At 53.4% G+C, this 20982-nt stretch carries 25 protein-coding genes; 13 read left to right on the top strand and 12 right to left on the bottom strand.

The genetic code is table 11. The features are described from left to right. Positions 1-68 precede the first annotated feature (68 nt). Together ACD630_RS06430 and ACD630_RS06425 are read right to left on the bottom strand one after the other, a co-directional pair. The gene (locus ACD630_RS06430) at positions 69-803 is read right to left on the bottom strand and encodes a BRO-N domain-containing protein (RefSeq protein WP_430358491.1); all 735 of its coding nucleotides are present in this window, start codon (positions 801-803) and stop codon (positions 69-71) included. A gap of 313 nt (positions 804-1116) precedes the next feature. Then, on the bottom strand, positions 1117-1314 hold the full coding sequence (locus ACD630_RS06425) for a DUF1187 family protein (RefSeq protein WP_430358490.1): 198 nt from the start codon (positions 1312-1314) through the stop codon (positions 1117-1119). 149 nt (positions 1315-1463) lie between these two features. On the opposite strand from ACD630_RS06425, the gene ACD630_RS06420 reads away from it, so the two are divergent. Beyond that, positions 1464-1835, top strand: coding sequence for a hypothetical protein (locus ACD630_RS06420; RefSeq protein WP_430358489.1), 372 nt, complete (start codon positions 1464-1466; stop codon positions 1833-1835). Here the strand turns inward: ACD630_RS06420 and ACD630_RS06415 are convergent. The 10 genes from ACD630_RS06415 to ACD630_RS06370 all read right to left on the bottom strand — a co-directional run bounded on the left by ACD630_RS06415 (position 1822) and on the right by ACD630_RS06370 (position 9429). Then, complete coding sequence (locus tag ACD630_RS06415) at positions 1822-2073, bottom strand: hypothetical protein (protein WP_430358488.1); 252 nt, start codon at positions 2071-2073, stop codon at positions 1822-1824. The genes ACD630_RS06420 and ACD630_RS06415 overlap by 14 nt on opposite strands. Continuing rightward, the gene (locus ACD630_RS06410; RefSeq protein WP_291972955.1) at positions 2070-2339 is read right to left on the bottom strand and encodes a VRR-NUC domain-containing protein; all 270 of its coding nucleotides are present in this window, start codon (positions 2337-2339) and stop codon (positions 2070-2072) included. The genes ACD630_RS06415 and ACD630_RS06410 overlap by 4 nt, the downstream gene beginning before the upstream one ends. Further along, positions 2323-2553 carry an ANR family transcriptional regulator gene (locus tag ACD630_RS06405; protein WP_430358487.1) on the bottom strand — a complete coding sequence of 77 codons (231 nt, stop codon included), beginning with the start codon at positions 2551-2553 and terminating at the stop codon, positions 2323-2325. The genes ACD630_RS06410 and ACD630_RS06405 overlap by 17 nt, the downstream gene beginning before the upstream one ends. A gap of 5 nt (positions 2554-2558) precedes the next feature. Next, positions 2559-4661, bottom strand: coding sequence for a DNA polymerase I (locus ACD630_RS06400; RefSeq protein ID WP_430358486.1), 2103 nt, complete (start codon positions 4659-4661; stop codon positions 2559-2561). 63 nt (positions 4662-4724) lie between these two features. Next, positions 4725-5492, bottom strand: a complete 768-nt coding sequence (locus ACD630_RS06395) for an antA/AntB antirepressor family protein (RefSeq protein WP_430358485.1) — start codon at positions 5490-5492, stop codon at positions 4725-4727. A gap of 266 nt (positions 5493-5758) precedes the next feature. Beyond that, positions 5759-6307: a DUF2815 family protein gene (locus tag ACD630_RS06390; protein WP_430358484.1), complete on the bottom strand. Its 549-nt coding sequence runs from the start codon at positions 6305-6307 to the stop codon at positions 5759-5761. Positions 6308-6318: 11 nt separating this feature from the next. Beyond that, positions 6319-7557 (bottom strand): DUF2800 domain-containing protein, encoded by a 1239-nt coding sequence (locus ACD630_RS06385; RefSeq protein ID WP_430358483.1) that lies wholly within the window; start codon positions 7555-7557, stop codon positions 6319-6321. Positions 7558-7560: 3 nt separating this feature from the next. Then, complete coding sequence (locus ACD630_RS06380; RefSeq protein ID WP_430358482.1) at positions 7561-8256, bottom strand: hypothetical protein; 696 nt, start codon at positions 8254-8256, stop codon at positions 7561-7563. An 8-nt stretch (positions 8257-8264) separates the two neighbouring features. Next, entirely contained in the window at positions 8265-8408 is a 144-nt protein-coding gene (locus ACD630_RS06375) for a hypothetical protein (RefSeq protein ID WP_291973386.1), read from the bottom strand. A 322-nt stretch (positions 8409-8730) separates the two neighbouring features. Further along, positions 8731-9429 (bottom strand): S24 family peptidase, encoded by a 699-nt coding sequence (locus tag ACD630_RS06370; protein WP_430358481.1) that lies wholly within the window; start codon positions 9427-9429, stop codon positions 8731-8733. A gap of 130 nt (positions 9430-9559) precedes the next feature. Here ACD630_RS06370 and ACD630_RS06365 point away from each other — a divergent pair, with 130 nt between their 5' ends. The 12 genes from ACD630_RS06365 to ACD630_RS06310 all read left to right on the top strand — a co-directional run bounded on the left by ACD630_RS06365 (position 9560) and on the right by ACD630_RS06310 (position 20939). Further along, complete coding sequence (locus tag ACD630_RS06365; protein WP_430358480.1) at positions 9560-9778, top strand: helix-turn-helix transcriptional regulator; 219 nt, start codon at positions 9560-9562, stop codon at positions 9776-9778. Positions 9779-9781: 3 nt separating this feature from the next. Beyond that, positions 9782-12067, top strand: coding sequence for a VapE domain-containing protein (locus tag ACD630_RS06360; protein ID WP_430358479.1), 2286 nt, complete (start codon positions 9782-9784; stop codon positions 12065-12067). A 327-nt stretch (positions 12068-12394) separates the two neighbouring features. Further along, entirely contained in the window at positions 12395-12631 is a 237-nt protein-coding gene (locus tag ACD630_RS06355) for a hypothetical protein (RefSeq protein WP_430358478.1), read from the top strand. A 234-nt stretch (positions 12632-12865) separates the two neighbouring features. Continuing rightward, complete coding sequence (locus tag ACD630_RS06350) at positions 12866-13312, top strand: hypothetical protein (RefSeq protein ID WP_430358477.1); 447 nt, start codon at positions 12866-12868, stop codon at positions 13310-13312. A 235-nt stretch (positions 13313-13547) separates the two neighbouring features. Further along, positions 13548-15179: a portal protein gene (locus tag ACD630_RS06345; RefSeq protein ID WP_430359926.1), complete on the top strand. Its 1632-nt coding sequence runs from the start codon at positions 13548-13550 to the stop codon at positions 15177-15179. After that, a complete protein-coding gene (locus ACD630_RS06340; RefSeq protein ID WP_430358476.1) occupies positions 15176-15397 on the top strand; it encodes a hypothetical protein in 222 nt (73 codons plus the stop codon). The genes ACD630_RS06345 and ACD630_RS06340 overlap by 4 nt, the downstream gene beginning before the upstream one ends. A 6-nt stretch (positions 15398-15403) precedes the next feature. Further along, the gene (locus tag ACD630_RS06335) at positions 15404-16234 is read left to right on the top strand and encodes a hypothetical protein (RefSeq protein WP_430358475.1); all 831 of its coding nucleotides are present in this window, start codon (positions 15404-15406) and stop codon (positions 16232-16234) included. Between the two features lie 208 nt (positions 16235-16442). Beyond that, positions 16443-17348, top strand: a complete 906-nt coding sequence (locus ACD630_RS06330) for a phage capsid protein (RefSeq protein ID WP_430358474.1) — start codon at positions 16443-16445, stop codon at positions 17346-17348. Positions 17349-17405: 57 nt separating this feature from the next. Then, positions 17406-17978 carry a hypothetical protein gene (locus ACD630_RS06325; RefSeq protein WP_430358473.1) on the top strand — a complete coding sequence of 191 codons (573 nt, stop codon included), beginning with the start codon at positions 17406-17408 and terminating at the stop codon, positions 17976-17978. 2 nt (positions 17979-17980) lie between these two features. Beyond that, on the top strand, positions 17981-19957 hold the full coding sequence (locus tag ACD630_RS06320) for a hypothetical protein (RefSeq protein ID WP_430358472.1): 1977 nt from the start codon (positions 17981-17983) through the stop codon (positions 19955-19957). A 2-nt stretch (positions 19958-19959) separates the two neighbouring features. Further along, entirely contained in the window at positions 19960-20406 is a 447-nt protein-coding gene (locus tag ACD630_RS06315) for an N-acetyltransferase family protein (RefSeq protein ID WP_430358471.1), read from the top strand. A 2-nt stretch (positions 20407-20408) separates the two neighbouring features. Further along, the gene (locus tag ACD630_RS06310; protein ID WP_430358470.1) at positions 20409-20939 is read left to right on the top strand and encodes a hypothetical protein; all 531 of its coding nucleotides are present in this window, start codon (positions 20409-20411) and stop codon (positions 20937-20939) included. The last annotated feature ends 43 nt before the right edge of the window (positions 20940-20982 follow it).

Below are 20982 nucleotides of genomic sequence, written 5' to 3'. Positions count from 1 at the left end.
GCTAAAGCTCCTCACAAGTTAATGTGCTTAATGAAGCCCCGACGCGATCTCGGGGCGGAATGACTGGATTAGTGGCGCGTCAGGAAGTGTTTAACGTCGTCTTCGTGCCAGTGGTCAAGGCGATCGGCAATGCCCCGTCGCTGCTGGCGGTGGCAGCGCTCGAAAAGCTGCTTCATTTCAGAAAGTACGGTGTTCGAATCTTCACGTTTGCGCAGAATGCGTTTGAGGGTTTGCTTTTCCGCTTCGTGGATGGTTTCACGCAGGGTTTCGGTGACGTAGTAAATACGGCGGCACTCTTTGGCCAGTAGAGGGATGTGCTGCACTTCAAAGGGCATCGGCGACGGGGTGCCGGTCACATCGCGCAGGGCATAATAAACGGCATTGGTCCATGCCTGTTCAAAACGGAAGCCGCGGGTGATGCACCAGACTAAGCGCGCAAGGTTCCGGGTATCGGTGTTCATAAAACGCTCGGGGGCTTCGGGCTGGTAGACGGGGTGACCCACTTCGCGGTCGAGAATATCCAGCACCCATTTGCGAAACTCTTTGGCTACTGGGGTACGGGCAAACATGGCGACGAGATGTGCGCCACGCAGGGAGAAAATGCGGACTGTTTTTTTGTAATTTCCTGAGACCTTCAACTTGAGGGTCTCAGTCATATCAGCCGAAAACTCGTCAAAATTTTGCTTATACAGCATGGTTACCGCGTTGCTGGTTGCGTACTCGAGGGCTTTAGCAAGCTCGGCAGAGGTGAACCAGATCTGCCCGTTGTGAGCGATGGTTTCAAGAACGGTATTGCGGAACATTAAGGTTGTCATAGTAATGATTTCCTTGTTAGTTAAGGAACATCACCACCTAGAGGTCTCAAACTCATATTGGCGGTGAACTGAATAGGGTTGAGACTACCGGCTAACAAGGACCCGGCGAGCCTTGCGGCTCCCCCATCCAGCCCACCATTATTCTGATATGGCGGACTGACGCATAAAAAAACACGCTGTAGGCGTGTTATGCGCCTTGTTAGTTATCCGGGGTCTCAAACCCGGCACCTGAATTTGCAGATGCAGAGTGACTATAGCGCATGGGTTCTCCCTAGGTCAATTGGGTGGTTTATTGTGCTATTTACCACGTATCCCTGTTTTTCACCCTGATGCAGCGGAAATCCTCCAGTTTCACCTTATCGCCGAACGACTTACCTGCCTCCTTAGGCTTAAAGAGCAGTTTTTCGCATTCTGACATGGTGAGTTTCACCTTAGAGAACCGTAGCCACTGAACATCCAGTCCGCCGGGCTTTTTGATAGTTGCCGTTATTTTGTACATTAAGTCTCTCCGAGGTTGTTTATGTGTCTGACGACAATTAAGACGCTGAAAAAAGTGACATAAAAACCGGGGGCAGGGGGCTAACTTGTAAAATTTTGCAGGTTGGCGGTCAGATCGCTTACACTTGGCTTAACGCAGGAGGATTTCCCATGGGCCAAGTTGCATTTGATACATTGCAGGCATCGGAAGAGCTTGAGACTGCTGGCATTTCCAGAGAGCAGGCGCGGGCGATCTCGCTCGTCGTACGCAAGTCTCATGAGGTGGCGGATGTGGCTACAAAGGCTGATATTGCCGAGGTAAAGCGCGATATCGCTGATGTCCGTAAGGACATGGAAGCTCGCTTCGAGAAGAACGAAGCTCAGATGCAGGCTCGCTTCGAGAAAACTGAAGCTCAGATAGCCTTACTCCGTAAAGATGTTGAACATACTGCAAATGGATTATTGATAAAACTGAGTGCTGTGATTCTCGCTATCGCCGGTCTGGCATCAACCATTGTCACGCTGGTAATTAAACTGCTTTGATTTTACACCCCCCTTCCTGCGTCAGGCGGCTAACCTGTTTGCGCAGCCGCCTGTTGTCTTCCGCCATATACCCAATCACCGCCCTGAGCGTCTGCGTTTCCCAGTCCTCGTTAGGCTGTCTGCCCAGACTGACCAGATAGCGGGCATCGTCTATACTCTCGCCGCCGTTGGTGATGGCGACGACCTCGCCCATATTGGGGTGTCTGAAGGTCAGCACCCGTGCGTTATCCAGTTTCATTGAATACCCTCCATATTTTTGCTGTCCAGCACAACCACGGTAAAACCCAGCGCGCGCATCCGGTCGTGTTCCCGAAGTTGATCTGCCCGTGGCTTCTCGCCAGGAGCTTTGCATTCAACGAAAACGAGACGGCCACCAGGTAGCAGTACCAGCCGATCAGGAACAGAGCGGCGTCCGGGGGACACAAACTTGTAGGCAATACCGCCCGCTTTTTTCACTTCCGCTACAAGGTGCTTTTCGATGGTGGATTCACGGATGTAAGCCATCGGTAACCGCCTCTTTCAGTTTGTCCCGCCCGATCTGCATCAGGCAAAAGTCAGAGCGGTTTTCGCTCCACATTTGGTTTAGCGGGTTACGCGCTGACCGGTTTGCTTTCGCCCATATTTTGGCGGCGCGGCGGTAATCGCCCTCGCGTTCAATTTGTGCAGCTTCACGCGCAGCACGGAAATAAAGCGGATTGTCATTTTTTTTAAAAGACATAAGGGTTACTCCTTACGGTAGCGGTAGGCCTCGAACCCGCCAGCAGACAGTGGTAGGTCTAAAGCCCATGCGGGGTTAGTTGCGAGCAGGATGCTCAGGTGTTCGTGGGAGTAATCAGAATGGTCTGGCGCTTCCGTTAAAATCTCGTCATGCACCGTCAGTATGATGTCGTAACCGTTGTCCTCCACACCGGGCATATTCGCGGCCATCACATCACGGGCGGTAGCCTGGGTTACGTTCTCTGCCAGCTTGCCGCCGTAGGTTTGCAGGCGTTGCCATTTCCGGCTGTAGGTGTTGATGCCCATGTAGCTGATCTTGCCGCTGTCGTCGATACGTGCGCCGGGATAACAGACCGCCCGGCCAGAGGGAAGCTGAATACGTAGCCAGCTTCCGTCGCGGCGAAGCTTTAATTTGCGGCAGGAAATGGTTATGCCGGGTGTGGCAATGGCGCGGCGGGTGGCCTGGTCGATCTCCTTCCAGAAGCTGAATGTTGCCGTGTGGGCTTCGCGCCAGAGGCGTTTAAAAGAGTCGCAAACAACATAAGCGCGTTTTGACAGTCCGTAGGTTCGCTTCTGTTTTACCGACCATTCATATGCACGGATAGCTTCATCCAGAATGTTGCGCGGAATATTGGCGATAGCGGCGGAGGCCATTTCTTCGAGGTCGATGTTGTACGCCAGCGAGAACGTCAGAAATGCGCCAACGCCCCCTTCATAGCCCAGCGCCAGCTCCTGCACCTTGCCGACCTGACGCTGATCTTTGTCCACTTCATCCGGGTGGACGCCGAAAGATTTTGCATAGGCCAGTTTGTACAGGTCATGGCCAGCGCGGATCGCCTCGCCTTTTTCATCGGTACCGATGATGGTGTCATAATCCCGGAACGCCTGTAGCTTCCACTTCTCCCCGGCTAACCACGCCAGTACGCGCCCCTCGATGTTGCTAAGGTCAGATACCACCAGTTTTTTATCGGCAGGGGCCATGATGCAGCCGCGCAACGCTGAACTGGTCAACTGCATCACATCGTCGTAAAGCAGGTCGGCGCACCCGGCTTTCAGTGCTTCAATACCACAGTCAATGTCGGCTTGTTTCAGCATTGGTCTGGGTAAATTTTGCGGCTGAAATAAGCGCCCGGCCCAGCGGCCTGTGCGCGATGCCCCACAAAACTGCAATGTGCCGCGCAGACGTCCGTCACGGCTGACGCCTTTCATCAGGGTTTTGTATTTACTGGTGCTGGTGGAGCTGGCCTGTAGGCGGATAGCGAGTAATTCACGAAGTTCAAACGGTAAATCAGGATCGTTAACCCGGCGCTGCAAGGTGCTGGCCTGCATATCGGGCAGTTCGATACCAAAGGCTTCTGCTATGTGTTTCAGCATGGCGTCACGCTGTGTTGCCGCTTGCACCGCGTTGTCCGTGAGCTCCCGCGTTCGTTTGGCCAGAACCTTCTGTTCACTGTCAACCGCCGTCACCGCTGCTTCTGCGAGGGGGACATCCATGAATACGCCGCGATCATTGATACGCTGATCCCGGTGCCAGAGCGCCAGTTCCTGACCTGAGTAATTCCAGGCAGGTAGCTTTTTGTCGATCTCACGCATGGCATCAATATCCAGTCCGGCGTACTCAACGAATCGCTGCCACTCGACAGGGTGTGTTTTCGCGCTAGCGCGGCGGATAGCGCTGTTTTTGGGTCGAGGCTTGCAGAATAGCTGGATCAGTTGCTTACCAGCCTTATCCTTGGCTTTATCCTGCGAAACACTGAGAATGTCACACAGATCGCCCAGCGATCCCGGCAGGCCGTGCGCCAGCGCCCTGACCATTGTATCCCGCCAGCGCTCAACGCCACCGGCAGCTATACCCGGCATGGCGTGATTTAATACCGTGCGGTCGAAATATGAATTATGGGCGTAAATCAGCCCATCAGGATTGGCTAATGCGGTTCGAAGCGCCGTGGGCATGGGCTTTCCGCGGGTCACGTCCCATACCTGCACGGGGTCAGTATCAATAGCCCAGGCAAAAAGCATGATCTCAGCCTCCTCTGTATACGCATGGGTACCGTTTTTGATAGGCACCTCGCTGAAGGTTTCAAGATCGAGATAAAGACGTTCAGGCATGACCATGCCTCCGTATTAAAATCGGTTACAAAAAGCCCCTGGCAGAGCAGGGGCTGGGATAAATTAGCGGGGTAGTTTTGGCGGTATGTATTTGCCGATACGTGATTCTATTGTTGGTAAAACACACATGCTGTCGTTGAACCGGTCGTGCAGAAGGTATACCAGTTTTGAGTCCATGACCTCGAGGGCAGGACGCAGACGGGATCGCCAGATTTCATCAATACGCCTGAAATTATGCAAAACGGCGTGCAGATTGCCAATAAACATTTCTTTCTCGGCATCGCTGATCTCTGGCTGGATTTTCAGAATTCGCTTCACATTGCCATTCTTGTAGAAGAGTTGCTGCGCTGCGACTGCGTCGTCCACTGTCGGGTAAACTCCGATATAAACGTTCTTTTCACCGTTCCATACATAAGCCCTGTAAGGGTTGTATTTGCTCTGGTGATGGTAAACCATCTTAGGCAGGCATTCCCTGTGTGGAGCAATGACCGTTGAGGATTGTTGGTGCAACTTCTTCTCACATTCGATGAAGTAGCGTCGCACCTGACGGCCTTGCTCGTTGCGCTCAACCATCGCCAGCTCTTTTGCTGTGTTCAGGGTGAGATGGTAGTCCTTGCGGTTGTGGCCACCTCGGTTTCTTGCTTCCCAACTTTGGGAAGCAATCATATAGTCCTGATTTTCAAAGAATCCGTACTCTGCTATACGTTCGGTAATCCACGATGCGAAGCGTTTACCTACTTCGAGGAAAGCATGGAGATCGCGAGCATTGCAAAGTAATGCGGGTTCGTTTGATATTGTGCCGTTGAAAACGGGGATGAGTTGAGTAGTCATTTTTTATGTCCTTTCGATTTGTTCAGAATACCCTGTGTTCAGCAGGGTGGTCAGGTACTTGAACACCGTCGAAAGTCGGCCTGCATCCTTAACCTTTCGGCTCTTTTTCGGTATGCACGCTACCCGACCATATCTGAAAAATGGACATAAAAAATCCGCATGACTGTCGGGTGCGGTTTCCGCTTTCGATGGTGTGTTCAGCACCTGTAGCGGACTATAGCTCCCGACTTCCATTAATGTCAATCCTCGCCGGGTGGTGAGTGGGTTTAAATCAACGCTTCTGCGTCAGCGCCTTCGCTCATATTCTCGAAGTCATCCGGCGTCGCTACACCGCCGCCAGCGAAGGCGTCACCATCGCGCAGGAACTGGACGCCGCCCAGTGACGCGTTAATGCGTTTGCCGAAATTGTTATCCATTGCCCATATATCGATGGTGGCGTTAACGTAGCAACCGGCATACGGCTTGCCATCGGCGGCGGTCAACGCGGAACGAGCACGGTCGATAACCAGTGGTCGGGCTTTATTACTGGCGGAGACAAACTTATTACCGGAATAGCCCTCGTATTCTGCTTTTTCATCGCCATCGTGCAGGCAGACTTTCAGGCCGGTGCGTAAGGATTTAAGAACGCTGTCGGTTTTCGGCCCCCATTTTTCTTTCGCTACCTGAGCGATAGCCGCTTCAATTTCTTTCACGCAGGGATGGTCGGGTGGGAAAATAAATGCAGCGCTAAATCGTGGTTCACCTTCGCCATTAACAGTCTTAGGTTCAAACAGCGCAGGGAAGGCCAATCTTACATTTGATAATTTAACTTTCATCGTGATGCTCCTTAAATGAGGGATTCAGCGGCTTCAACATCGTCAAAGTCGTTTACGGGATTGATAATTAATGCCGGTTTGGGATCGGCTTCTGGCACCATGGCGGGTTTTCCATCAGGGCGGGTAATAATGGCTTCTACCTGTGCCCAGCGGCGCGGATTGTCTTTTTTCAGCAGGTTTTCGGCCTGTTTGGGGCCGATCAGTTTATGCGTGTAAATCTGATTGCCCTTCAGCCTGAACGATTTGAGAAGCGCTTCCGCTTCGCGCTCATCACCCCAGATGCGATTCCCCTGTTTACCCTGAACCAGTTTATAGCCGGAAACGGAGTGCCCATTTTGCAGCAGGTTAAATGCCGCAGAGCGGACGCTTTTACACCAGCTTTCGATATGGTCAATCAGCGGTAGCGTTTCGCCCAGCCATTTCCCATCCGATTCAGCCAGCTTCTGACGGGCAGTGGTCAGTGCGTCTTCCAGAGGCGGCGGGTCGGCTATTTCGCTGAAATCATTTATTAGCGCAGCCGCGACATACTCCGCTTGCACCTGGCATTTACCTCGCCGCTTACACCAGCGGCAGGTTTTCTCTCCGGGGTGATAGGCCGAAGCCGGAATAACATCGGGGCCGTTTTTCCCGGCGTCGTCTGCCAGTTGCAGCACATCGGCAGCGATGGCTTTCACGTTCTGCCCGAACTCCTCCAGATTTTGTACGCTGCATTCGTATTCGCTGAGGTGGTTGATGCGGGGCTGGTGGATAAACATGCGTACACGATGGATGTCGGCGATCAGGCTGACCTGCTCCAGCGCCCCGAGGGCGTAAAGCATGAGCTGGGGGTTTTCGAACGCATCCACTTTCTCATAACCGTATTTGAGGTCGTGGATCTGGAGTTCATCACCGAGGATGATGACCGCGTCCGAAGTACCAAACTGATTGGGTATACCAACGATGTGAGAGAAGTCGCATTTCTGCTCTACCAAGAGTATCGCGCCGGGTTGCTGTGCCAGCGTCCAGACCGCTTCAACGTACTCTCCCACCTTATCAACCATTTCCTGGCTGACCTGCGGGACAGGACTGGCTTTTAACTGAGGTTTCAGCCGGTTACGGAGGATCGTTTCGGCCAGATGATGCGCTGTGGTGCCTTCTTCGGCATAACTCGTCGTTTCATCAGCTTCAAACTGCTCCGCTGCCAGTGCCGCGTTGCAATGTAGCCAGCGGTGAGCGGATGAGGGGGACAGTTTCGCGTGAATATCTGGCATGCCTTATCCCTCCGCCAGCGCCTGTTCTGCGAGCATCACAACGTCTGCCAGATTTTCCTGTGGCACCTGCCCCAGCTTCTGGGCACCGAATTTATTCAGGATGTCTACGGCCTGGTGACGATAACCGCCTGTCGTCAGTTCCATAATCAGGTTTCTCGCCTGCTTGAAAATGTCTTCCGGGGTATCGCCAACGGTGGCTTCTGTTTCCTTTTTGGTCACTGTCGGCTTAACACCTGCGCGTTCATCGCGTGGCATATCCAGCAATAATTCGGCGTATTCGCGACGCTCGGTGATCCCCGGCAACGCATCCCAATGCTCAAGTATCTGGACAGCCAGATTGAATACGTCCTCACCATGCAGTTGGGTTGCGCGCGGCACGCCTTTCAGGGCCATCGTCAGCGCGTCAATCTGCGCATTGCGATCTTTGCCGTTGAGCGTTTCCGTCACGTCAACCGCGGCGGTGATTTTATCGCTGTCCAGATAACGGCCCTCGTTACCGTAGAGCGCCGCCAGCGCAACGGCTACCGGCAGGGGTTGGTCTTCAAGACGGGGTTTTTCCTGTTCCGCTTTTTTGGGGCGGGTGCTGTCTGTTTTCGGTTGTGGTGGAGCAGGGGGAGTAAAGACGTTACCGCTCTGCATTGCTGCGATTAGCTGGCGCATTACCTCAGTATTTTCTTTAATGACTACTTCAAGGCTCATGAGGTACCTCAGGTATAAAGGGTGATCGGAAAACGGGCATTGGGGTTTTGTTCCAGTTCATCGCGCTTACGTAACCAGCGCAGGCGGCGAACGGTGTTATTGACTGGCGCAGTGGCCATCGGGGCGGTTTTAACTTTTTCCTGTTGTTGCATCGTGGTCCTCCTCAGCGAACTTAATAAAGCGCCCGCGACCAGGGCCGACGCTTGATAAATTCACATTTGCTTGAGGGACATGCAGCAAAAAGCATGTCCCTCATCACGTTCCTGTCTCGCATTCCGGTTTCAACGGGTTAGCCAAGACATTCAGCGGGCCACTGAATTGCGGGGGGTGACTGCCCTGTCCAGATTGTTAAAGAGCGGGTGGTGTATGCGATCTGTATATTCACAATCGCATAGATAGTATCGAGACTTGTTTTCGCATTGTCAATTCTTTTTCGCATTAATTTTCTCGAGAGAGGTTCTCTTGGTTTTTAAATTAGTCTGGGTAGTACAGCGAATCTTTGACTATGCCTGCCACGTAGAATATTTTTTTTATGGTGTGCGCCTCTAGACGAATAGGGGCATGTTCTGAGTTGATTGAAAGCAAGTTAACAATTCCATCTTTTTGAAAGAGAAATATTTTTACCATTACTTCCCCTTGTGTATCTTGAACTAGTACTTCATCTCCTGGCTTAAATTTCCGGTTAGGCTCTATCACAACAAACTCCCCGTGTTGTATCCGAGGCATCATTGAATCTCCTTGGCACTTGAGTGCAAATGCATCTTTATCCTTTGTTGGCCACAAGACATAGCCATCCCCTTGGCCAACAGCGTATTCTTGAGGATCCCAATAGCCACCACCGCCAAGTTGTGCCGTACCCAGCATCGGTACTTTAGTAAAAGTCAGAGGGATAGGCTGACTAGGGAAAGCTTCATTTTGTTGGATCTCTTCCGGTTGATTATTATCTTTGAGAGTTAAATCCTTATATAGCAAGTCGTTGGCCTCTACATTGAAAAATTTTGCAAGGTTTTGAACCACCGCCAACCTTGGGCTTTTGACTTCACCATTTAGCATTCGGTGCAATGTAGGTTGTGGCATCCCTATTCGCCGTGATAATTCAGTAACACTTTTTACATGCTTCTTTTTCATTAAGCTCTTGATATTTCTGTTTAAATTTTCAGTTCCTACGTGCATTTGTACGTCTCCAGATATAAAAATATGTCTTTTAGCATATTATAATCGAATAATAATAATTTTTTTGCATTGCATACTTCTATGCGAATTGTTATTTTTAATGCGGTTAATGCATAAATTTGGAGTTGAGATGATGAATAAAAAAACACCTCAAGAAGTTGTTAGGGCGCTGCTGGCCCTTGGATTCACTCAAAAAGACCTAGAGAAGGACACTGGTGTAAAACAACCTTCAATAAGTCGAATACTTACGGGGAAGAACGGTGATCCTCGGATATCTACAGTGCGTGCTCTAGAACAGTTCTATCTAGCACAAATAGCTACTACTACTACCAAGGCCAAGGCCAAATAACCCATGCCTATACGGTATTCAACAGGGCTGCACGCCAGAGACGCCAAACCAAAGCCTGCGGTATGTGAAAACTTCTCGCGTTTTAGTGACACCCTGGAAGATCTTCGCAAGGCCATCGGCATCTCGCAGGAAGACACCCGGGCGCAGATGTACGCCAAAAAAGCACACCTGCCCTATATCTGGCATTCGATGAAGGATGTTGCTGTTGGTCGTTATGCGCTCAATGCTGGTGATCGCGATGTGCTGTTCCTTGATATGGACGGCTGCGATGAAGAAGCATGGCGGGCGTTGCGCGACGCACTGGCCTGCTTCTCATGCTTCACGTACTCAACACCCAGCCATCTGCACCCGACGGTTAATGGCGAACAGCGCTGGCGCATTTGCATGGAGCTTGACCGTCCTGTCACACCAGAGGAGTACAAAATCCTTGGCCCGGCGGTAGAAAACTGGCTGATGGACTGTATCAATCTGCTGGATGACTACCCTGTCCGCTGGGACCGTTCCGTCTATAACCCTGACCATATGCTCTACGGACCCGACGAGAACGCAATATTCGAACGTTTCAGCGGCGCGCCTGTTACCGTCGATATCCTGCTGGCAAGGGCGGGTGATTTACCGATCCGCCCCGTATCCGACCACTCTGGCGATGACTTATCGCGTCTCGTCGATCTGAATAACGTTACCCAACAGACCGTTGACGACCTGCGTTCGGCAATGTGGCATCCCTCTGTGCTGGCCGATGCACAACCCAAATGTGGCAGACATAACGCCTGGGCGTCAATGGGCTGTCGTCTCGCGTGGTTTATCGGGACCGAATTTGAAAACCAGGCCAGAGAGCTGTGGCTGGAATGGTCTGTTGCGGGTGGCGGCAGTGCTGCTGATATTACGGAGGCTGAACGCCGCTGGGATGAGGGGAAGCTTGTTGCGGATCGCACGGGCTATCAGGCCATCTTTACCCGTGCACAGAAAGAAGGCTGGATAAATCCCGGTGCAGAGCGTATGCGCTTATCCTCTGCCGCCAGCGTGGATGATTTTGAAGACCTGACCAGTACCGAAGTTGCAGAACCTGCGCCGTTGCCTCCTTTCAGAAGAGACAATAAAGGAGCCATAGAAGCCATTATCGACAACGTAGCGTTAGCGCTTTTGCGTCCTACTTTTACGGGGGTAGAAATTCGTTACGATATTTTCCGCGATGCAATTATGTTGGCCCCAAAAGGAACCAACGGCTGGCGTGCATTCGGCGATGAAGATTATAGCGAACTCCGCGTTATCCTTTCCCGGCGTAGCTTCAAAGAGGTCAATAAAGATCTAATGCGCGATGCTGTTTTTATGGTTGCTAAAAGACAGCCTTTCGATTCTGCTACCACATGGCTCAACGGGCTGGAGTGGGACGGTGTGCCACGTATTGAATATTTCTACCATACGCACTTCGGTACCGCCGACACGCCATACACACGCGCGGTGTCCATGTACATGTGGACGGCGCTGGCGGGCAGGGTGCTGGAGCCGGGCATCAAAGCCGATATGGTGCCTATCCTGGTTGGCGCTCAGGGGCTGCGTAAATCAGCTGGGATTGCAGCTCTCTCACCAGATCCTGAATTTTTTGCTGACATATCTTTTGCTGATAAGGACGACGATCTTGCACGCAAGATGCGCGGATGCCTAGTAGCAGAAATAAGCGAATTGCGCGGACTCAACACCAAAGATCTCGAGTCAATCAAAGCCTGGGTGACACGTACCCACGATAAATGGGTTCCAAAATTTCGCGAATTTACAACTACCTTTGCGCGCCGAGGGATCCACCTTGGGTCATCTAATGAGGACGAGTTCCTTGCTGACAAGACCGGGAACCGTCGCTGGTTGCCTGTGGACGTCGTCGAAATGGTTGATACCGATGCCATAGCGCGAAACAGAGAACTACTGTGGGCGGAGGCACGAGAGACGTTTAAGCACCTTGGTGGCATCCAGTTCCGCGAAGCTGAACGCCTCGGCGCGAGTGTCCATGAGCAGTACACTATTAAGGATGCCTGGTTGGAGACGGTAGAGAAATGGCTCGACACGCCCGACCTGATGACTAATAACATTCCGCGAAATTGCGAATTTTTACGCGCTAGCGATGTTCTACGGGATGCGATTGGGTTAAATCCCAGCCATATCGGAAAGCGCGAAGAAATGCGAATTAGTAATGTTTTGCAAAATTGCGGTTATAAGCGCGTTCAGCGTCGTATCGACGGGAAAATGACGCGGGTATTTGAGGCGTTGTACCAACCCGTACCAACCTCAAAATAGAGGTTGGTACATCTTAATTCATTGATTTTAGAGGCCTGTACCAACTGTACCAACTGTACCAACCTATTACTTCTTATGTGTGTGTGATCATATAACTCCGTTTTACCAGTTTATATAAAACAGGTGGGTACGGTGGGTACGGTGGGTACAGGCTGGTACAGGGCGAATTAGTAATTTTTTGCATGTTGGTACGTACCGCAAACTTAACGGCAACAAACACGAAGGGGGGCGAAAATGCAGTTTGTGAATTGCGTGCACGGGAACCAGTGCGTTTTGCCCCCCTGTACTCTCGCGCATGCGCGCGTTTTGTCCTGAGGAGTTCGCACGATGCAAATCGACTGGTTTAACGTCATCATCGATATCGAACGCGCGGGGATGACGCAGCAACAGATAGCGCAAACCCTCCACGTATCCAAGTCAGCGCTGTATGGCTGGAAAGCGGGAGCGGTACCGCGCTACGACGATGGGGAGGCGCTCATTCGCTTATGGGTACTGGTCACAAACAGAGCGCCGCAAGAAATCCCTTACACCCGTTTTTTTCAAAGCCGGTACCGCAAGCGCTAACGTGTCAAAAATACCCGGTTCGTTGCATGATCATGGCGAACGGCGATACCCGCCATTTGTTACAAAAATGTTATTTTCAAAAAGCACCCATTCCGGCGCAGTAAACACGATCTTTTGCGCCCTTCACCCTGTTTTATGCTTGAGCGCCATTTCGTCGGTGCGCTTAACAGCCATTATGTTAAATAGCCCCCCGAATCGATTATTTTAGTCGGAAAACCGAACAGGCCTTTACGCATGCTGCAAGCTCCAAATGCCAACGGAGTAAGCAACATGGGTCGACCTAAAAAGCAAATCGAAGTTCCGGGCGAAATCATTACGTCATCGGAGGTGGAGGGTACGGCTAACCCCCCTGAACAACTGAACGCCGCCACCGCTGGCGCAACGGTTATTACTGATGCGGACGCAGATGGTGGAAGCGGTATTGCTACAGACGCTGTCACAGCCCGCAACGCGGCGCTTTCTGGGCTGAACGCCGCCGCCTTTCAAATCATCACTAAATTCGACGCGTATGGCTTTACCGACCTCACGGATCAGCCGTTAACGAACAACCTCGATTTTATCGACCTGGTTAAACAGGCCACCACGCAAACCACCAGTACCGCAGTCACCAACGAGGACGGGCAGCGCAAGCCGCATAAAGCCCCCGTACTGACTGACAAGGGCTGGCACGTTCCCAGCTAAGGAGAATCCGTCATGTGTGGAGGAGGTTCACCCACCGTTGTGCGGTACGACCCAGAAGCGGAAGCCGCCAAAGCAGCAGACGCCGCCGCCAAGGCAGCAAACGCGGATTCAGCCGCACGCCGTAAACGTAAAAAGGGATCATCCCTGCTTGCCACGGGTTCAGAAGGGGCAGCGGATTCCGGCACGTCACTGCTTGCGTCTGGTGCAAGCGGTAAAACCAACTTGGGGGCGTAACGTGGTCAACGAAACAGCCAGCAAAATAATCCGTCGGGCGGATTCACTGAAAGCATTACGCCAGTCCAATGAATCGGCCTGGCGCGAGTGCTTTGATTTCACCTACCCGTTGCGCGGGGCGGGCTTTTCTTCCGATGTACTGGACGCCAGCAGCGCTAAATCCAGGGTGGCGCAGTTGCTGGACGGTACCGCAACGGACAGCACGCGCATTCTTGCCTCGGCGCTTATGTCCGGTATGACGCCCGCTAATGCGCAGTGGATGGATTTAAACAGCGAAAGCCTCACCGACGAGCAAAAAACGTGGCTATCCACCTGCGCAACGCTGGTATGGGAAAACATTCACGCGGCCAATTTTGACGCGGAAGCCTACGAAGCCTGTTTGGATGTGGTTATTGCTGGCTGGTTCGCACTTTACATCGATGAGGACAAGGAGCAGGGCGGCTTTACCTTCCAGCAGTGGCCGCTATCGCAGTGCTATGTCTCATCGTCTCGTCGTGATGGCATTGTTGACACCCTGTATCGCTGCTACCCGTTAACCGCAGAGCAGGCGGTAAAAGAATTTGGCGACAAAAACGTGAGCGACAAAATCCGCGACGAGGCCAAGAAAAAACCTGACGCGAAATTCGATTTTATTCATGCCATTTTTCCGCGTGATACCTATGTGGCCAATGCCCGTCTCGCAAAAAACATGCGCTTTGCGTCGTATCACATCGACGTCCAGGGCAAGTGCACCGCGCGCGAGTCTGGCTATCATGAATTTCCCGTTGCCGTTCCTCGCTGGATGAAGATCCCCGCCAGCGCCTACGGTGTCGGCCCCGTTTATGACGCGTTGCCCGACTGCAAAGAGCTAAACGAAATTAAGCGCATGGAGAAAGCCGCCGCTGACCTGGCGATTTCCGGCATGTGGATCGTGGAAGACGACGGTGTAATAAACCCGCGCACCGTCAAGGTGGGGCCACGCCGCATTATCGTCGCCAACAGCGTGAACAGTATGAAGCCGCTGTTAACCGGTGCCGATTTCAACGTTGCGTTTACGTCCGAAGAAAAACTACGGGCGCAAATCCGCAAGATTCTGATGGCCGACCAGCTACAGCCGCAAGACGGCCCCGCCATGACCGCCACCGAGGTGCATGTGCGCGTGGCTCTGATCCGTCAATTGCTCGGACCCGTGTACGGACGCTTTCAGGCTGAATACCTGCAAATACTGGTTCAGCGTTGTTTCGGCATTGCGTACCGCGCTGGCATCTTCCCCGCCGCGCCTGAGGGGATGGACTCCGCCAATTTTAACGTGCATTACATTTCCCCGCTGGCGCGCGCGCAGAAGCTGGAGGACGTGACCGCCATTGAGCGTGCCGGGGCCAACATTGCGCAACTGGCACAGATTGATCCCGACGTTACCGACCTGCTGGATACCGACTCAGCGGCTCGCGTGGTGTCCGAAGCGCTGGGCGTTCCCGCCAAGGTGATTCGCAGCGCCGACGATGTGGCCCGTTTACGTGAACAGCGCAGACCGGCACAGCAGCAGGCAGCACAACAGCAAATGCTGATGCAGGCAGGGCAGGAAGCGGCAACCTCGGCAGGTAAAGAAGCCGGTTCCGCATTGGTTCAGCAGATGGTAGGGGGAGCACGATGATCTTAAAGGATGCTCGAGCAGAGGATTACAAGCGCGTTTTTGAAGAAACGCCGGGCGGACAGCAAGTGCTGGATGAGTTAACGCGGCGTTTTGGTGGTGCCGTGTACGTCAAGGGGGGCCCTGAAGGTGAACGCCAGACATGTTTTAACGCCGGGCGACGTGATGTGCTCGATTTTATTTTACGCAGGCTTAACGAAGCAGACGAAGAGATGGAGTAAGCAACAATGTGGAAGCTTAAATTCCCGTTCATGAATCAGGCTGGCGAGGGCGAAGGCTCAGGGGGGAGTGATGGTGGTAACGACGGCGGTGGTAATGCGGGTGGCGAAGGTGGCGGCGCTTTGCTCAATACTGGCGCAGCACAGCAACCGGGCGCGACAGATTGGCTACCGGAAAAATACCGCGTTGTGGGCGAAGACGGTACCCTCAATATTGAAAGCTCTGCCCGCAAACTGGCGGATGCGCATACGCATTTGGAAAAGCGCCTTGGCAGCGGGGACGCGCCGCCAAAAACGGCGGATGAGTATGCACCTAAGGTAGATGCCGAGGGCTTCAATTGGGATGAGTTTAAAGCCGATCCCCAAATGCAGGGCTTCTTAACATCCGCCCACGCCAAGGGGCTAACCAATGACCAGTTAAGCTTTGTGCTCGGTGAGTACATGCAGCGTGTGCCGGAACTGGTGGGCGGTGCCGCACAACGGGATCAGGAAGCCGCCCGCACAGCATTGCGCGAGGTGTGGAAAACCGACGCGGAATTTAACAAAAATATCGGGCTGGCATACCGGGCGTTTAATTCTCTGGCTGATGAGGCCGACAAAGGCCGCATTGACGAGATCGGCAATAACCCGATGGTCATTCGCATGCTGGCAAGAATCGGCGGAGAAATGCAGGAAGATTCCCCCGCTGGCAGTGATATCAATCTGGAAGAGCAACAGACCATTCGTGATTTGATGAAGTCGGATGCCTATATGGATCCGAAACACGCCGATCATGAAAAAGTCTCTGCGCGTGTCCAGGCGTACTACGCGAAAACCTACGGCAACACACCCGTAGCGTAATACTGTGACATGTCACAACAAGCCAGCCTGAGCGCTGGCTTTTTTTATTTGGTCGGGAAACCGAACGCGCACCTTGCGCACAATCACTCTACCAGCCCGGCGTGGTAGCCGGATACCTGATTTCCCGCCGTCTGTAAGCGCCAAGCAGTCGGTGTATTGGGCCGGGAAACCGACACCCCACAGGCGAAACAGAATTGGAGTGCGCATTATGGCTTTTGATGCCAATAAAAGTATGGTCACCGCCGCCTTTGTAACGCAGTTTCATGATTCTTTTGAGATTGCCTCACAACAAAAAGATTCCCGTCTGCAGGCAGCGGTACAGGATCGCGGGCAGATCACCGGTGCGTCGTTCACCATCAACGACATGGGTACCATCGAAATGAACGCCATTACTACGCGTTTCGGTAACACCGTGTGGGATGTGCCGGAAGCCGGCACCCGTAACGCACTGATGGCGGATTACGGTGTGTTCGTTCCTGTCGAAAAGCGCGACCTGCGCAAGCTGATTGCTGACCCTCAGGGGCCCTATCTGCAATTGACGCTGGCCGCCGCCAACCGCCGCAAGGATACGGTGATTTACCGTGCATTGCTGGATGCGGTACCGCGCAAGACGGAAAACAACGGCGCTTACACCAACGTTGCGCTTCCTGCGTCCCAGAAAATTGTAGCGGGTGGCACGGGCTTGACCAAAGCCAAACTGATAGCCGCCAAAGCGATGTTCCGCCGCAACGAGTGCGACGAGCAGAACGGCGAACAGCTTTACATCGCCTACAACGCCGACATGCTGACGCAAATCCTGAGTGACACCACATTGACCAGCGCCGACTTTATGGCGGTCAAGATGTTGCAGGAAGGGTCTGTGTCTAACCACTGGCTGGGCTTCCAGTGGATCGCTTATGAAGCGCTGGATGCTACCAGGGCCGCAAGCGTGACCACTAAAACCACGGTGGCCTGGGCGAAGTCTGCCGTGCATTTCGGTACCGGTGCGGAATATAACGTCGATATCGGTCCGCGTCGTGACAAGAACAACACCATCCAGATTTCCGTGGATGCGTCTTACGGCGCAGGCCGCGCCAACGAGAAGAAAGTGGTTGCGATTGATTTTGTCGCGTAACGCCGCGTGGGTATTGCCGGGGGTAAAACCCCGGCCGTTTTTGTTAAAGGTACCGCTATGGCTTCCAGTGTTTCCAGTGTTTCTATCTGTTCTAACGCGCTGCTTATCCTCGGTCAGAATCCCATTAATGATTTTAAAGAGGACTCTGACAGCGCACGCCTGTGCGCCAACGTTTATCCCACCGTACGTGAAGATTTATTGCGTAAACACCCCTGGAATTGTGCTGTTAAACGCGTGGTGCTCTCCCCCTCCAGTACCGCCCCTGCTTTTGGCGTTGCGTATCAGTTCCCGCTGCCGGGTGACTTGCTGCGCGTGCTATCCGTGGGTGATGAGTCAGACGATATCCAGTACCGACAGGAAGGGCGGAAAATCCTCGCCAACATCAACACACTGAAACTGCGTTACCTCTTCCGCAACGACGATGAATCAACGTGGGATCCGGCACTGGTGGCGCTGGCAGAAGCGTTTATGGCAGCAAAGATAGCCTATGCGGTAACAGCATCCGCCAGCCTGCGCGATGCGCTTACGCAGGAAGCCGCCTATCTGCTGCGTCAGGCCAAGGCCATTGACGGACAGGAAGACCCACCAGAAGCGCTTGGCGGTTATCCGTTGCTCACGTCGAGGTTTTAACCATGCGCGCCAACCTGATAAAAACCAATTTTACCGCCGGTGAAATTTCCCCGCGCTTGATGGGGCGCGTGGATATTGTGCGTTATGCCAATGGCGCAAAACAGGTAGAGAATGCCGTGTGCGTGGTTCACGGTGGCGTTAAGCGTCGCCCCGGTACGCGTTTTATTGCGGCCACGAAATACGCCGATAAAAAATCCCGCCTGATCCCTTTCGTGTTTAACCGCGCTCAGGCGTACGAACTGGAATTTGGCGACGGCTACGTGCGCTTTTTCCAGAACGGTGCGCAGGTGGTTAATGATGATTTAACCCCTTACGAAATCAAAAGCCCGTTCACCGAAAGCATGCTGTCCGAAGTGAAATTCGTGCAGAGCGCCGACACCATGTTTTTGGTTCACCAGGACATCCCGCCGCAACGGTTACAGCGACAGGCGCAAACCGATTGGACGCTGGCTGCTGCTGAATTTGTGGTGATGCCATTTGATGAAATCCGCGACACACCGGAAAAATGGTGCAAGCCCTCGGTAAAAGAGTTTGTCGGCACGTCGATAACGCTCACGCTATACGATACCGAAAGCGCCACGTCCTTTACCGGCAGTGGCTGGGTGGCGGCTGATGTCGGGTCGTATGTGCGTATCAATCGCGGGCTGGTGCTAATCCAATCGGTAAACAGTGCGCAGGTGGCCGCCGGTGTTATCCGTGCTGACCTGTCGGCAACACAGTCCGCCTCACCGGGAGCATGGACGCGTGAAGATAGTGTGTGGTCAGAAGCGTTGGGCTATCCGGGTGCCGTGACGTTCTACCAGCAACGGCTGGTGCTGGCGGGATCTCCTGAGTACCCACAAACGGTGTGGTTCAGTGAAACCGGCGCTTACCTGTCTTTCGAGCTGGGCGATGACGACGACGATGCCATGTCGTTTACGGTTTCCTCTGACCAGCTAAACCCTATCGTGCATTTAGCGCAGATGAACACGCTTATTGCGCTGACCTACGGTGGCGAGTTTACGTTAACCGGCGGCTCGGATGCCGCCATCACACCGACCAATATATCCGTAAAAAATCCCAGCCCCTACGGTTGCAATACTATTCGCCCGGTGCGCGTTGGTACCGAAATCCTTTTTATCCAGCGCGCAGGGCGCAAACTGTTTGCGGTCGCTTATGACCCCGACAGCTACGTCGCCTATTCCGTTAATGATCTCTCTGTATTGTCTGAGCACATCACCGGATCGGGCATTGTGGATATGGCCTACCAGCAGCAGCCGGATTCTATCGTCTGGCTGATACGCGCAGACGGAACCCTGTGCTCTATGGTGCTCGATCGTTCGCAGGATGTGATCGCCTGGTCGCGGCATGTCACCGAGGGTGCCTTTGAGTCGGTATCTTCTATCCCCACCGATTCAGGCGATGCGGTATATACCATCGTCAAACGTGAAATTAACGGCGAGACGGTGCGCTACGTTGAATTGCTGGGAGATGAATTGCGCAGCGATGCGACGGTTACCGGCACCCGTGAGGCAGGGGCAAAAGCGTGGGGAGGCTTACATCACCTCGAAGGAAAAACCGTTGATATCGTGGCAGACGGCAACGTCATGCCCGCACAGGTAGTCACCGATGGCGCTGTCACGTTGACCCGTACCGCGAAAAGCGTCGCCATTGGACTGCATTTCAACACCACCATTGAAACACTGACGCAGGAAATTTCTACCAGCGAAGGCACCGTACAGAACGCCAAGAAACGCACCAGCGAAGTCACCATGCGTTTTCTCGACACCACCGGCGCCACCTGCAACGGGCAAACCCTCCCTTTTCGTCGCTTTGGCCCGAAAATTCTCAACCAGCCGGCACCGCTTTTCACGGGCGATCACTCGTGGGGAAAACTCGGTTGGGAGAAAGGCGAAGACACATTACGCATTCAGCAATTGCAGCCGCTGCCGTTCCATCTGCTGGCTGTGATGACCACTTTCACCAGTAATGGGGGTTAACCATGATCCGACCCGCAACAAAAGAGGATATTCCGGCGCTGGTGCTGCTGGGTATGCGCATGCACCAGGAATCACGCTACCGGAATTTTTCGTTCAGTGCGGAAAAATGCCGCGCGCTGGCGGAGCAACTTATCGATGCCTGTTTTGGGGTTGTGCTGGTCGCAGAGCACGACGGGCAGATTATCGGCTGGATGGGGGGCGGCATCGCTGAACAGTGGTTCTCCAGCGATCGCATGGCGTTTGAATACGGCGTGTTTATCGATGCAGAACGGCGAGGCGCCCCCGCCGGATACCGACTGGTAAAAGCGTTTATTGCCTGGGCGAAAGAAAACGGCGTGCGCGAAATCCGCATGGGTATCACCACGGGCATTCATGAAGCGCGTACCGGTGAACTGTATCAACGGTTGGGGCTGGTACGCGCTGGCCTGTTGTATTCGATGGAGGTTTAACAATGTGTGATCCGGTTACATTAGCCATTGCCGCTATAGGCTCGTCCGTTCTTGCCGCAGGTGGTGCGCTAGCGAGTGGTATGCAGCAAAAAAGCATGGCTGATTATCAGGCGGCACAAGCAGAGGCCGACGCGGAGGCCGCAAAATCAGCGGCGCGGGTTGAGGCCGAACGCATCCGAAAAGCGGGCGCGGCACAGGCATCACAGGCAAACGCTGGGTATGCGGCCTCAGGCGTTGAAACGGGATCGGGAACCGCATTGCGCATTACGTCGGGGATTGTGGGTGATGCGGAAGAAGACGCCACGATGACCATCCTCAACGGGCAAAATGCCGCTTCACGCTATCGGGCACAAGGACAGGCTGACAGGATTAGCGGCCGCAATGCTGCCACGTCTGGTTATATCAGTGCGGGAAGTTCATTACTGTCATCTGGCGCGAAAGCGTATTCTGGCTGGAAGACCGCGCAAGATAAGCCAGCCACCAAAACCGGCGCATCAACAAACAACCTGTTCGGCAACATGGGGATTCATTAATGCGTATCCCAACGGGTAATTTTGGTAACGCGGCTCCCCCCCC

Origin of the sequence: Symbiopectobacterium sp. RP, from assembly GCF_050472005.1 — a bacterium.
GTDB lineage: Bacteria > Pseudomonadota > Gammaproteobacteria > Enterobacterales > Enterobacteriaceae > Symbiopectobacterium.
Note: the sequence above shows the minus strand (reverse complement) of the source record. Positions and strands in the feature narration are given on the sequence as shown.